The organism is Marinobacter confluentis (assembly GCF_004785685.1).
In the GTDB taxonomy this organism is placed as follows: domain Bacteria; phylum Pseudomonadota; class Gammaproteobacteria; order Pseudomonadales; family Oleiphilaceae; genus Marinobacter; species Marinobacter confluentis.
Window position 1 is genome coordinate 1,057,619 of record NZ_SRPF01000001.1, and the last position, 13,029, is coordinate 1,070,647.

The 13,029-nt window shown below is 57.6% G+C and carries 14 protein-coding genes; 6 read left to right on the forward strand and 8 right to left on the reverse strand.

The window, feature by feature from the left end:
- Window positions 1-8 precede the first annotated feature (8 nt).
- From E5Q11_RS04935 to E5Q11_RS04955, 5 genes are read left to right on the forward strand one after another with little or no spacing between them, the layout of a single operon-like run.
- Window positions 9-389 (forward strand): DUF192 domain-containing protein, encoded by a 381-nt coding sequence (locus tag E5Q11_RS04935; RefSeq protein ID WP_135802252.1) that lies wholly within the window; start codon window positions 9-11, stop codon window positions 387-389.
- Complete coding sequence (locus E5Q11_RS04940) at window positions 382-1,593, forward strand: hypothetical protein (protein ID WP_135802253.1); 1,212 nt, start codon at window positions 382-384, stop codon at window positions 1,591-1,593. The genes E5Q11_RS04935 and E5Q11_RS04940 overlap by 8 nt, the downstream gene beginning before the upstream one ends.
- Window positions 1,577-2,119: a tetratricopeptide repeat protein gene (locus E5Q11_RS04945; RefSeq protein WP_135802254.1), complete on the forward strand. Its 543-nt coding sequence runs from the start codon at window positions 1,577-1,579 to the stop codon at window positions 2,117-2,119. The genes E5Q11_RS04940 and E5Q11_RS04945 overlap by 17 nt, the downstream gene beginning before the upstream one ends.
- Window positions 2,116-3,924, forward strand: a complete 1,809-nt coding sequence (locus tag E5Q11_RS04950) for a hypothetical protein (RefSeq protein ID WP_135802255.1) — start codon at window positions 2,116-2,118, stop codon at window positions 3,922-3,924. The genes E5Q11_RS04945 and E5Q11_RS04950 overlap by 4 nt, the downstream gene beginning before the upstream one ends.
- Entirely contained in the window at window positions 3,921-4,745 is an 825-nt protein-coding gene (locus E5Q11_RS04955) for a serine/threonine protein kinase (RefSeq protein ID WP_135802256.1), read from the forward strand. Before E5Q11_RS04950 ends, E5Q11_RS04955 begins: the two co-directional genes overlap by 4 nt.
- Here E5Q11_RS04955 and E5Q11_RS04960 read toward each other — a convergent pair.
- On the reverse strand, window positions 4,670-5,431 hold the full coding sequence (locus E5Q11_RS04960; protein WP_135802257.1) for an SDR family oxidoreductase: 762 nt from the start codon (window positions 5,429-5,431) through the stop codon (window positions 4,670-4,672). The two genes, E5Q11_RS04955 and E5Q11_RS04960, sit on opposite strands and share 76 nt — an antisense overlap.
- A 174-nt stretch (window positions 5,432-5,605) precedes the next feature.
- On the opposite strand from E5Q11_RS04960, the gene E5Q11_RS04965 reads away from it, so the two are divergent.
- Entirely contained in the window at window positions 5,606-6,625 is a 1,020-nt protein-coding gene (locus E5Q11_RS04965) for a class I fructose-bisphosphate aldolase (protein ID WP_135802258.1), read from the forward strand.
- A 41-nt stretch (window positions 6,626-6,666) separates the two neighbouring features.
- On the opposite strand, the gene E5Q11_RS04970 is transcribed toward E5Q11_RS04965, so the two are convergent.
- The 7 genes from E5Q11_RS04970 to E5Q11_RS05000 form a co-directional block, all read right to left on the reverse strand.
- A complete protein-coding gene (locus E5Q11_RS04970; RefSeq protein ID WP_318527260.1) occupies window positions 6,667-7,668 on the reverse strand; it encodes an MBL fold metallo-hydrolase in 1,002 nt (333 codons plus the stop codon).
- Window positions 7,669-7,764: 96 nt separating this feature from the next.
- Window positions 7,765-8,730, reverse strand: coding sequence for a tRNA dihydrouridine synthase (locus E5Q11_RS04975; RefSeq protein WP_135802259.1), 966 nt, complete (start codon window positions 8,728-8,730; stop codon window positions 7,765-7,767).
- A 72-nt stretch (window positions 8,731-8,802) separates the two neighbouring features.
- Window positions 8,803-9,024 carry a DUF2835 domain-containing protein gene (locus E5Q11_RS04980; protein WP_135802260.1) on the reverse strand — a complete coding sequence of 74 codons (222 nt, stop codon included), beginning with the start codon at window positions 9,022-9,024 and terminating at the stop codon, window positions 8,803-8,805.
- 60 nt (window positions 9,025-9,084) lie between these two features.
- Window positions 9,085-10,977: a molecular chaperone HtpG gene (gene htpG, locus E5Q11_RS04985; RefSeq protein ID WP_135802261.1), complete on the reverse strand. Its 1,893-nt coding sequence runs from the start codon at window positions 10,975-10,977 to the stop codon at window positions 9,085-9,087.
- A 374-nt stretch (window positions 10,978-11,351) separates the two neighbouring features.
- Window positions 11,352-11,786: a PaaI family thioesterase gene (locus E5Q11_RS04990; RefSeq protein ID WP_135802262.1), complete on the reverse strand. Its 435-nt coding sequence runs from the start codon at window positions 11,784-11,786 to the stop codon at window positions 11,352-11,354.
- A complete protein-coding gene (locus E5Q11_RS04995; protein ID WP_135802263.1) occupies window positions 11,773-12,252 on the reverse strand; it encodes a PaaI family thioesterase in 480 nt (159 codons plus the stop codon). The genes E5Q11_RS04990 and E5Q11_RS04995 overlap by 14 nt, the downstream gene beginning before the upstream one ends.
- 1 nt (window position 12,253) lies before the next feature.
- On the reverse strand, window positions 12,254-12,991 hold the full coding sequence (locus tag E5Q11_RS05000; RefSeq protein ID WP_135802264.1) for a DUF599 domain-containing protein: 738 nt from the start codon (window positions 12,989-12,991) through the stop codon (window positions 12,254-12,256).
- Window positions 12,992-13,029 lie beyond the last annotated feature (38 nt).

Below are 13,029 nucleotides of genomic sequence, written 5' to 3' on the forward strand. Positions count from 1 at the left end.
GTAACGCCATGAATCATCGAGTGTCACATCAAATTATCACCCGTGATCGCGACGGCAGAGTCATTTCCAGCCCCCTGCAGCTGGCCACCAGTTTCACCACTCGGTTACGGGGCCTGATGGGGCGTAGGGGCCTGGATCCGGAAGAAGGTCTGTTGCTCTCACCCTGCAGCGACATTCACACCTTCGGCATGAAATTCGCGATTGACGTGATTTTTCTGGATAAGCAGCTGAACGTTGTCGGCCTGCGGCCGGAGTGTCGTCCTCGCCGTTTTTTCCGGGGTGGCCGAAACGCCGCTATAGCCCTCGAAACCGCAGCCGGTCGCATTGCCGCAACAGGACTGGAGATCGGGGACACACTGAGACTGAGCAGGACAGACAGCCATGGTTAAAGACAGTGAACAGCACCCGGATAAGACCCCGGTTTTCGGCCTGGATGAAGTGGAGCCGCAAGTCACAGGGAGCGAAAACGCCGTCGCAACAAAAACGGATCCGCCACAGGACGTTGAAATTTCCCTGCATGACGCCCTATCCGGTGCCCGTTTGACATCCAAGGAACCCATTGTCGAGATTGGTAACGGCCGGCGCTTTGATCTTGCACTGAGGGGGCCGGGACCGGACGGTCTCTACGCTCGCCTGGAACAGGATCGGAAAAACGGCGTCTGCACCATTGAGAAAGCCCAGGACGGTCTGTTCATGGCCGTCGACACGGTAGAAACCGACCAGGCGGTACTGACGGATAACGCCACAATTCAGCTGGGCGATCACACCCTTCACTTTTCCCTGATCGAAACCAGAGCGGACTCCAACCCTAAAAAACGCCCGGCAAAATGGATTGCACTGGCCGTGGTGCTGGTGGTTGCAACCAGCGTCTTTGGCCTGAAGTTTCTGCTATCAGCGGATGAGGCCGACTCCCGCGTTACCGTTGTGGAACCAGACCAGGCGCCGAATCAGGAAACCGCCCCACAGATCCCAGAAAATCCGGAGCCACAAGCCCAACCACAGTCGGCCCCAAAGTCTGAGGCTCTGCCAGATTCGTCGCCAGACCCTGCCAAGAAGCCACAGCCCCCAAAGCAGGAGTCAGTTGCATCCAATGAGCCTGAAGCCCTCACCAGAATTGTCCAGACCAGCCCCCCAGCGCCTGCCTCAGCGGATCAACAGGCAGAACCACAGGCGCCGGCCCCTGAGCCAGAACAGAAGCCGGATCAGGGCAACCGTAACACCCTGGCCGAAGGCAATGAGGACAGTACCCCAGAGACACCGGATTCTGACCCACAGGCATCGAGTGCAGCCTTGCAGGCCAGAGCCGCAAGTGCCCGGGCCGCTGGCGATCTGCATATGGCTTATAGCCTCTACGCCAGGGCCGCTGAGCTTGGCAAGCAGATACCCGAGGGACGTCAATTCATGGCGAAAATGGATCAACAGGCAGAACGCCTGTATCGGTTTGGCTATCGCCTGAAATATTCAGACCCGGAAACGGCCAGTGACTACTGGCGTCGAGTCATCGATTCAGCCCCACCCCAGTCACAGTGGTACCAGAAAGCCAACCTGGCCTTAAACGACACGACAGGAGCCCAGAATGACAGAATTCAATAGCAGACAAACCCGCAGAAAAACAGGCGTCTGTCTGGCCCTGTTGTCAGCATCCCTGCTTATCGGGGGCTGTGCCATGGCGCCGATGAACTCCCAGGAAGATCAGCCGGCTGCGACCGAGGTACTCGAAGCCTGGAAACAGGCTGATCAGTATTATGCCCGGGGCCAGTTCACCAAGGCCAGGGAGTCTTACCAACTGGTTCACCAGCGTCAGCCCGACAATCCGGACGTGCTGTTGAAACTAGCCAACATCGCTTACTACCTGCAGGAACATGACCGGGCCCGGGACCTTTACGCCGAAATTGAGGACATCGGCAGCTCCAACCCCAGGTTCTACTACAATCGCGCCGCGCTGAACCTGACGTCCGCCTACCGCGACCTGGCCCAGTATCGCGCTGACGTCGGGCCCGGGGAAATCTCCAAAGAAATCCGTGCTGTCATGGCAGCCATTGAACGCATGTCCGAGGCCGACCGCCCGGATACCAGCAACGAACGCCTGAGCCCGCTGGAGGCCGAGGAGGCGCAGTGAACACTCGTAAACCCGGACACACCCAGAGGGGTGCCCTGCACGCGACCAGCGCCGCCATGATTGTGGTGATTGCACTGGTTGCGGCCATTGGCACCATTCAACTGGCCCTGGTCAGCAATGCAAAAACCACGCTCGACTACGCGGCGCTGATGGCAGCGCGAGCAGGGGCCGTGTCCCACGCTGACAGTCTGGAAATGGCCGTCGGGCTGCTGAACGGGCTGGCCCCGATGTACGGATCCCGATCTGCGCCTGCTGGTGGCAGCAGTGAAGCTGAGGGCGTTGACTGGGCGCTTCCGGACCCGTCCGCGGTGGCCGGCTTCGACTCGGGCCTGATGTCGGGCACGACACTGCTTGAGACTTACGAGGAGGGAATCGAACTCACCAGCAAAGGCGATGCAACCAGGGCTGGCGCAGCACTGACCGCGCTGGCGGACCTCAATAGTGCCGGCACGCTCTATGGCATCGCTATTACCAACCCGGTGCAGGAGGCCTTTGATGATTTTGGTGAATCCCTGGACGGTTATACACAAATCCCCAACAAGGGCATCTGGCGACGCACCGGGAATCCGGAGGGCGCGGCGAGCAGCATGGTCGAAATCTGCGAGCCGGTGACCATCCCCTACTATGAGGATCCTTCCACGCCGCCTTCTTTCAGCGAGCCCTCGGTGAGCACAGTCAGAGATATCGTCGGGGCCTTTACCTGGAATGCGGATATATTAAAAGAAGAACAGGATACCGACTGCGAATCCGCAGGTTTGATCGATGACTGCGACGGAATAAGCATTTCCGGTGATTCTATAGCAGAGAAGTACATTAACGAGGTTAGCGGGCCTCGCGGGCAAGCCTTTGCTAGCGAACTGGATGGGATTATTGACCGGTATTACAACGCAGAGATAGATGCCTCCGAGATGTATAGACTGATCCGAGTCGCAGCAGAAGACTTCAAAGCAGACTTCGCTGCAGCTGATGTTGAATCCATAGAATACTGTACGAAACGAGGCGGATTACTGGGAACTTGCCTCCCAAGAAACCGTGAAACCTACACCCCCGATTCCCCCGACTGGGGCCCCATGGAACGTGTCGACGAACTTATAGCAACAGTCACCGTTCTCGAGGCTGGCACCGGCCGGGTTCCATCCAGAGATACCCTGAACATGGAGGCCTTTGAACAGGCTATTGGCGATGCCCGGGAGCGCAACCAGCGTAACGGCTCCCCGGTCAGCGAATGGGACAGCTTCGTTGCCAACGAACTGGATCCACTCTGGCAGACCTGGGTCGAGGACCCACCAACGCCCATGTACAAGGAATTCATTTCCAGGGCCTCGGTGGCTGCCGATAATCAGGAAACCGGCGCGGACTGGACCACCACCCAGCAGAACTATCTGACCTATCTTCAGGCCATGGGAAACAACATAGACCGTCCGGAAAAAGCCTACGAAAAAAGCCAGGAGTGCCGAACAGAAGAGGTCGCCGGCTATGTCGATCCAACCATCGGGGCCCGGAGTGACCTGAACATTCAGGATGCCAACCTGCTGCGCATCTTTGTGATTTACGGCCATGAGCCTTTCTTCGAACTTCCCGACGCTTTCTACAGTGCCATGGACTGGTCCAACGATATGGTGCCTCGAAGCCGTGATACCGTGCCCGGGCCGCTCAGAGGCATCTATGACAACATCGTTGAAGCCGGGCGAATACCGCTCATGTCAACGTCGGTTGTCCGTATGCAGAGCGAGGCACGACTGAACGACTCAATGCTCAGTGCCAGCGACCCGTTTTTCATGTGGGACAACGTGGGGGTGGAATGAACGCTGATTGTCAGGTGTACACCAAAACCCTGGATCAGGTCGGCTCATTGCTGCATGACCGACGACAGGACGCGGAAATCCGGCTTATCAGGCAGCTGAATTGGGCGCCCGGGCTGCCAGAGTTTATTGATCATGGTTTTACGCCGGGTGGGCGACGTTACGTTAGCTACCGGCGACTGCCGGGGAAGAGCCTGGCCGAACGGCTGACATCAATCAACGCAGAAAGCTCTGATGTTTGGCTGAAGACCGCTGACTGGCGATCATTCGCAACCGGACTGCTGGGACGCATTGCCCACCTTCATCAGCAAACGCCACCCATCTTTCACGGTGACATCAGCGCCAATAATGTGCTGCTCAGTGACAACGGTACCGTCGGGCTGATTGATTTCGGAATTTCCAGAAGCCGCGCCCTGCCCTTTGTTTTGCGCTTGCCCAGCCAGATGAGCATTGCTGCCCCGAGGTATCTGAGCCCAGAGCAGGCCCAGGGAAAATTCTGGGCCAGCGCCAGTGACGTCTACCAGTGCGGCCTGGTAGTGATGACCCTGATCAGGGGCAAACCCATCAATCCCACACTGACCGTCAAGGAAATGCTGGAACGTCTTCGCAATAATCCATCCAGAATTCAGGAGCAAGCCGCCGAGATCGATGGGGCCGCAGGTCGTTTTCTTGCCCGGCTGTTACACCCACGACCACACCAGAGGCCAAGGGCCTTTGAAGCGCTGGCCATGTTGGAGACCAAACCCTATCAGACAGCAGTCGCACCACCGTCTAGTGGCAGCGCTACCCCCGTTGTAAATGCAGCCTCGTCGGAGCAGAGGTAAAGCACGGCGCCAGCGATTTCCTCTGGCTTGCCAAGGCGCCCGACCGGGTGCATCCCCGCTGCGTATTCCGCCTTTCGCGGATCGCTTTCTGCGGCGCGGCGAAACATGTCGGTGTCAATGACGGCGGGGCAAACGGCGTTTACCCGAACCCCTTTTTTGGCGTACTCAACGGCGGCTGATTTGGTCAACCCGATGACCGCGTGCTTGCTGGCGCTGTAGATACTCATCTTTGGAGCAGCCCCAAGTCCAGCAATGGATGCGGTGTTGACAATGGAACCGCCGCCCTGCGCCAGCATAACGGGGATCTGATGCTTCATGCAGCGCCAGACGCCCTTCACGTTCACATCCATGATGCGGTCAAACTCGTTCTCACTGCCGTCGGCCAGTTTGCTGTGTTCGATCTCAATACCGGCATTATTGAAGGCAAAATCCACTCGGCCGTATTCGTTGGTGGCCAGGGCGACCATTGCCTCAACGTCTGAATCAATGGTGACATCACAGCGGATGAACTGTGCCACACCACCCGCCTGGCGAATTTCTTCCACGACAGCTTCGCCGGCCTGGCTGTCAATATCAGCAACGATCACCGCAGCGCCCTGTTCGGCAAACGCCAGGGCTGTAGATTTTCCGATACCGGCAGCGGCTCCGGTGACAATAGCCACGCGGTTTTCAAATTTACGACTCATCAGGATTCCCTCAGGCGTTCAGTAAAAGAGTCGATAAGAGTAAAAGTTTCTTACGGAGTCGGGAAATGGATCTTACTAATGACTGCGAATAAGAAGGGCTGATGGTTAAGCTCAGTTATTGGTAGACTCTCTTCAGATCATTCCGATTCCAAAGATTCATCAGAGGAGTTCAGCATGACAGTTCAGGAAGAATTGCAGGCGACGATTCGCGAGCTGGTCCAACCCGGCAAAGGCGTTCTCGCTGCCGATGAGAGCAACCCGACCATTGCCAAGCGTTTTACGGCCGTGGGTGTGGAATCCACGGAAGCCATGCGGCAGCAATACCGCAGCATCATTTTTTCTGCACCGGGGCTGAATGAACACATCAGCGGCGTGATTCTGTTTGAGGAGACGCTGGAGCAGAAAAATCTGGACGGCATTCCCATGCCCGAATTACTGGCCAGCCAGGGCATCGTGCCCGGTATCAAGGTTGATAAAGGCAAGGGGCCCCTCGCTAATGCGCCGGATGAGGAAATTATCTTCGGACTGGACGGCCTGGAAGCCAGGTTGTCCGCTGCCCGAGAGTTGGGCGCCCGTTTCGCCAAATGGCGCTGCGTGTTTCACATTTCAGACACACTACCTTCCGAACTGGCCATCGGCGCAAACGCCGAGACCCTGGCCCGCTACGCAGCTATCTGTCAGTCCCTGGGCATTGTGCCAATCGTAGAGCCGGAAGTGTTGATTGACGGTGCCCATTCTATCGAGCGCTCCGCCGAAGTGGGTGAACAGGTGATTCGGGGCGTGTTCCGGGCGCTGGACCTGCATCGCGTGAACCTGGAAACCATGATCCTGAAACCCAGCATGATCACCCCCGGTAAGGACTCGCCGAAGGCCTCACCAGAGCAGGTGGCGGCCATGACTATCCGGACCTATCGCCGCTGCGTTCCGGCAGCAGTGCCCGGCATCTTCTTCCTGTCCGGCGGCCAGACCCCCGAGGAAGCAACACTCAACCTGAATGCCATGAACCAGCACGCCGACCTGCCCTGGACCATGAGTTTCTCCTATGGGCGGGCATTACAGGAACCAGCACAACACGCGTGGAAGGGTGAACTGGCTAATCGGGGTGCCGCGCACAAGGCCATGACAAAGCGCGCCAGGCTCAATGGTGCGGCTGCACTGGGGAGCTATTCATCTGACATGGAAAACCAGGGCTGAGCGCAACGCTCAGCCCTGTGATTACCGCTATTGGATGGCGATCAGCAACCGCTGACGCATTTGCCGTTGCCGCCAAAGGCCATGGTCTGACCGCTCAGGGGCACGTGAACCGCCATGTTGGCGTGCTCGATAAACGCGGCAGTGCGCGTGCCTTTTTTCACTTTCCCGTTTTCAGTGGCCGCCTCATTGGCGTGTGAGGCAATCACCGACGCCGGCCGGATCAGATCATTCACAACGTGGGCCGCCTGGGACGGGCCTGTGGTGAAGGTATCGCCAATGTTCATCACCACGAGGTTGGCGCCGTAATAATCACCAACCACGGTTTTCTGCTCCGCCGTGATACCGGTATCCCCAGAGAGATAGACCACCAGACCGTTAGAGAAAGTGATCACATAACCGGTAGGTGGCCCAACGCTGGCACCTACGCCCGCTGCCGCCAGATAGTCCGCCAGCGGACCGGTGAGAAAACTGGGCGATACGCCGTTACTGTGAGCGGCAGGCACGGTAGTGAAGTCGACGTCCCCAATGGTCCGGTTAGCACCAAAGCGCACCAGCGCCGATTTCGAAGGGTCACCCCCACCGTTTTTAAGCTTGGCGGCGAAGAAAGCGGGCATCTCGCTGCCGGTCAGGATGGTCGCCTTTTTCTCCAGGGCGATATCCACAGTGTTGGACTGGGGTAATGCCGATTCCGGCGTTTCCGGGCTGGCACAGGTGCCCGCGTTGGTTGCGGTGATGCGCTGATCGCCAACATGGTCACCGTGCATATGGGACACCAGAACCACATCGATATCCCCCAGGCGAGGATCATCCGCGCCAGCCACCGTGCGGCCTGCATCATAGAGAATACGGGTGCCGTTGGGGTCTTCAAATATCAGGGCGCGGTCGCGGCTGCAGAACTCGCCGTCATGGCTGCCGAGGGGCGTGACTTTGACAGCCTGATCGTCGGCCATGGCCGGCGATAAAACAATACTGGTGGATAAGACAGCGGCCGTGACCAATGACGTCACGCGGCCGTTCATCGATTTGGAGCGGGTTGATTTCATGGTGCCTCCGTTGCGTTATTTGTTATTTCTTCTGGCACCCATTTAATACGTACCGGAAAACAAATAAACGCAAAGGGTCGGCGAAATTTCCGCGGCTCAGGCAGCCCGAATGCCGGGAACCGGCTGTTTCAGGCAGTCCAGCATGGGCGGCACGTCGCGGATTTTTCGGGCGGCTGGCCACAGGGCCTGGGCTTCGGAGTATCCGCCACGCAGGTAATTCAGCCATTGCTTGATGCGCCCGGTAACGAATCGGTCTTCCAGGCGGGTTTTGAGTGCAGCGGCGTAATCGTCGATCAGGGCCACCACTTCCGGCCAGCTCAGCTCCGGCACCGATTCCCCGCGCTGGCTGGCGCGGATCTGCCGGGCCAGGTCCGGGCGGGCAATCAGGCCGCGGCCGATCATCACATCCTCACAGCCGGACACTTTCCGGCATCGCCAGTAGTCTGCGACCGTCCAGATCTCACCGTTGGCAATCACATGGGTCTTAACAGCCTCACGCACTCTGGCGACATCTTCCCAGTAGGCAGGCGGTTTGTAACCGTCCATTTTGCTTCTGGCGTGAACCACGATTTCCGAAGCCCCCGCGGCTTCCAGGGCCTGGCCGCAGGCAACGCCCATGGTGCGGTCGTCATAGCCCAGGCGCATTTTGGCGGTTACCGGGATGTCCGCCGGCACTGCACGGCGCACCGCAGCCGTGATGCCGTGCATCAGCTCCGGTTCGCGCATCAGCACGCAGCCGCCCTTGTGCTTGTTCACCGTTTTGGCCGGGCAACCGAAATTGATATCCACCTGCCCCGCACCGAGTTCGGCCGCCCTGGCACCATGAAGGGCCATCTGGTCCGGGTCTGAGCCCAACAGCTGCACGGCTACCGGTATTCCGGCACGGGTGCGGCACTGGTTTTCCAGCTCGGGTGCGAATTTGTAAAAGATACGGGGCGGCAGCATGCCATGAGTGACGCGAATGAATTCGGTAACGCAGCGATCGATCCCGCCGACACCCGTCAGTGTCTCGCGGATGGGCGCGTCAACCAGACCTTCCATGGGGGCAAGGATAATTCGCATCGGTGTTTGTCCAACAGGTGATCAGAATTCGTGCAGGGCCGCATTGTAATGAGTTTTGCGGTCAGATGATATTCAGGCGAGGCGCTCGACGCTTACGAATTTACCCTGATCATCGAACAGGATTCGGAAGCTGCCCCTGATGCCGTCTTTGAGGTAAAAGCGGGAGAGAATACGGGCCGGGAAGCGGACAGAGCGTCCGTCCCGGGCCGTGGTGTGAACATCGGTAGCAGTGCCCTCGTAGATCTTTATCCACTCGTCAGGGCTGATGAGGAGGTCCACGATGATTTGCTGCATCTTATTCCAGTCTGATTGTCGGATTAGCCCTCGGCGTAATCCGACATCAGTTTCCAGGCCTTAGTTCGCCAGTTCAAGCAACAGGCGGTTCAACCGGCTGACGTAAGCACCCGGGTCCGGCAGCTGCTCGCCACTGGCCAGGGTAGCCTGGTCCAGAAGCACGGCAGACAGCTCACCGAACCGGTCTTCGCCCTGCTCTTTTTCAAGACGCTGAACCAGCGGGTGGTCCACGTTGATTTCGAAGATCGGCTTGGCGTCCGGCACTTTCTGACCGGCGGCTTCCATGATCTTCTTCATCTGGGCGCCCATATCGAAATCACCGACGACCAGGCAAGCGGGAGAATCGGTCAGGCGGTTGGTCACCCTTACTTCCTGAACCCGGTCGTCCAGCGCTTTTTTGATGCGCTCAAGCAGGTCCTTGTGCTCCTCGGCCGCTTCTTCCTTGTGCTTCTTGTCTTCCTCGGTTTCCACTTCGCCCAGATCCAGGTCGCCACGGGCGACGTCCTGGAATTTTTTGCCGTCGTATTCGGTGAGGTAGCCCATCATCCACTCATCGATGCGATCGGTGAGGATCAGCACCTCGACGCCCTTCTTGCGGAACACCTCAAGGTGCGGACTGCTCTTGGCGGCCATGAAGTTGTCGGCGGTGATGTAATAGATCTTGCTCTGGCCTTCCTTCATCCGGGCGATATAGTCATCCAGGGACACGTTCTGGGTTTGCTCGCCGGTGTTGGTTGAGGCAAATCGCAACAGACCGCCAATCTTCTCGCGGTTGCTGAAGTCTTCCGCCGGACCTTCCTTGATCACGGTGCCGAACTCATTCCAGAACTGCTGGTACTGCTCCGGCTCTTTTTTGGCCAGCTTGGACAGCATGTCCAGTACGCGCTTGGTCACGGCGGTGCGAATGCTGTCTACCGTGGCATCGTTCTGCAGAATCTCACGGGACACGTTCAGGGACAGATCGTTGGAATCGATCACACCCTTGGTGAAACGCAGGTACAGCGGCAGGAACTGCTCCGCGTCGTCCATGATGAACACCCGCTGCACATACAGCTTCAGGCCACGGGGCGCTTCCCGGTTATACAGATCAAAGGGCGCCCGGCCCGGCACATACAGCAGGCTGGTGTAGTCCAGCTTGCCTTCCACACGGTTATGGGACCAGGTCAACGGGTCTTCAAAATCGTGGGAAATATGCTTGTAGAATTCCTTGTAGTCTTCGTCCTTGATTTCACTGCGTGAAAGGGTCCACAGCGCAGTGGCGTCGTTGACGGTTTCGTAATCGCCCTTTTTGTCCTCTTCTTCGGACTCGGACTTCATTTCCACCGGAAAGGAAATATGATCGGAATACTTCTTGACCAGATTGCGCAGGCGGAAGCCATCGGCAAATTCCTTGGCTTCGGGCTTCAGGTGCAGAACAATTCTGGTCCCGCGTTCATTAAGGTCGACGTTCTCAATGGTGAACTCGCCGTCGCCCTTGGATTGCCAATGCACGCCTTCCTCGGCCGGGGTGCCGGCGCGGCGGGTAAATACTTCGACCTCATCAGCCACGATGAATGACGAATAGAAACCCACACCAAACTGACCAATCAGCTTGCTGTCTTTCTTCTCGTCACCAGATAGCTGCTTCAGGAATTCGGCGGTGCCGGAGCGGGCAATGGTACCCAGATTCTGAATGACATCTTCACGGCTCATACCGATGCCATTATCGGACAGCGTGACGGTGTTTTTGTCCGAGTCATAATCCAGCCGTATCTTCAGGTCTGGATCGCTCTCAAACAGGCTGTCATCTTTCAGTGCGGCAAAGCGCAGCTTGTCTTCTGCGTCAGAGGCATTGGAAATCAATTCACGAAGGAAGATTTCTTTATTGGAATACAAGGAATGGATCATCAAGTTAAGCAGCTGCTTAACCTCAGTCTGAAACCCTAGCGTTTCTTTCTGCGTTTCAACCGTCATAGCGTCTTGATCTCCTGCTAAACAAGCTTCAGTGGAGCGGTGCGGGTACGAAGCCCTGTCCAAAACACGCTGTAAATACGTCCCTGTACGCTCGGGCTCCGCCATCCATGGCTCCGCACGGTTTTGGACAGGGCTTCGTACCCACACCACCAAACTGTTGAGTAATATCGATTCCTGCACAGCGCCCGAGCGAGCTGTTGGAGATGGGTTTACGGAACCGTGCGGAGCCATGGATGGCGGAGCCCGAGCCGCACAGGGACGTCTCGAGGCGTGTTTCGTAAACCCATCTCCAACTGCTTGCCTGCACCAGTGCATGGCATGGATCCAGAGATGGGGTCAGACGGGGCCTTTTCAAGGCCAAATGAAGGAGGAATTCAATCCTCTAGCAGGAAGTGGACTCTGGCCGTAGCAATAGGCTGAGACCGGGATTTTTGCCAGGCAGTGATCATCACATTGGCTACGCGATTACCCTGGCGGGTAAGTTGGCATTCAGCGAAAGTCTCACGGTCGAGACCGGCGCGGAGATAGTCCAGGGAAAAATCGACGATGCGCGGCATGCGCAACGCTTCTTGGGACATCATTAAGTAAATCACCGCAGACAGCTCCATGAAACCGCCGATCACACCACCGTGAATGGCCGGCAGAATCGGATTGCCCAGGTTCTGCTTCTTGCGCGGCAGGCGGAATATCAGGTCATCGCCAAAGCGGTCGCATTCCAGGCCGATAAACCGGGCGTAGGGAATGCTCTCCAGCATGCGGGAAAAGTCACCGGTTTCCTGGGTGTATTTCAGGATTTCAGGATTGGTCATCTTCCCCTCCCGTGATCAGATCCCGATAGGCCTTCGGGGTCGCTTCCTTGCCAATTCGCATAAAGGTGCCCACGCAGTTGGCGATGGTCTCCCCGCTCTCCTGGAAAGCCTCACAGCGGGTGAAGATGATGTTGCGGGTAATCTTGTAGGTTTCAGCCCGGGCGAACACCGGCTTGTGGGGCTCGGCCGGGCGCATGTAGTCCACGCGAAGGTCCAGGGTCGGGCAGAGTTCAAACTCGTCCAGGGCGCACATGATCACCGACCCGGAGGCGGTATCCATCAGCGTTGTAATGGCGCCACCGTGGATCACGCCGGTGTCGGGGTTGCCGATGATGTGGTCACTGTAGGGTAGGCGCATCACCAGTTGGCCCTCACGGGCGGATTCGACGGCAAGGCCCAGTTCGCAGGCCTGATTCAGGGTGGCAATGAAGCGGCGCACCCGTTCCATTCGCAGGGAATCGTTCATATCAGTCAGGGGCTTTATCATGAGCGTCGGATTTTGAAACAGGGTCGTCGAATACCTTGCCGGCGCGCAAGGCCATCAGCGCATCAGAGTGAAACTCCCGACGATAAAGAATAACAACGATCAGCGTAGATGCCCCGATAAATGCAACGGGATGGGCAAACCAGGCAACCACCGCCAGCGCGTAATAGAACGACCGTAGCCCAAGGTTAAAGGCGTCCCCGGCCTGATTGCACACGGTAGCGGCGCTCTTTGCAAAAGCATCACGGGCAGCCGGGCTTGTTTTCGTGTCCCCTGCCAGTGGCGCTGCGCCAATCAGTACCGCCAGAAAGTTATAGGTGCGCATGGACCAGGTAAATTTGAAGAACGCATAGATGAATATCACCATCAGCAGTACCATCCGCATCTCAAAAACCTCGCGGGAAGGCAGGGTGCCGAATGGCATGGCACTGAACACTTCCATCACCTGCTGGGTGTAGCCCAGGGCGGTTATGATACCGGCCAGAATCAGCAGGCAACTGGAGGCAAAAAAGGCGCCGTTGCGTTCCAGATTACCCACGACCGAGGCGTCGGAAATCCGGTTGTCACGGGACAGCATCACCCGCATCCAGTCCGTTCTGTAGAGGTCGAGCGTGTTCGACAGGCAGGGCCGCTTGCTGGCAGCGCGTCTTGAATACAGGCTGTAGCCAACCCAGCAGACCAGAAACCAGACCAGTGCGACCAGTTCTAGGTAAATTCCCATTCGGTTATTCCGGAAGTCAGAATTTCATGAAGAACCGC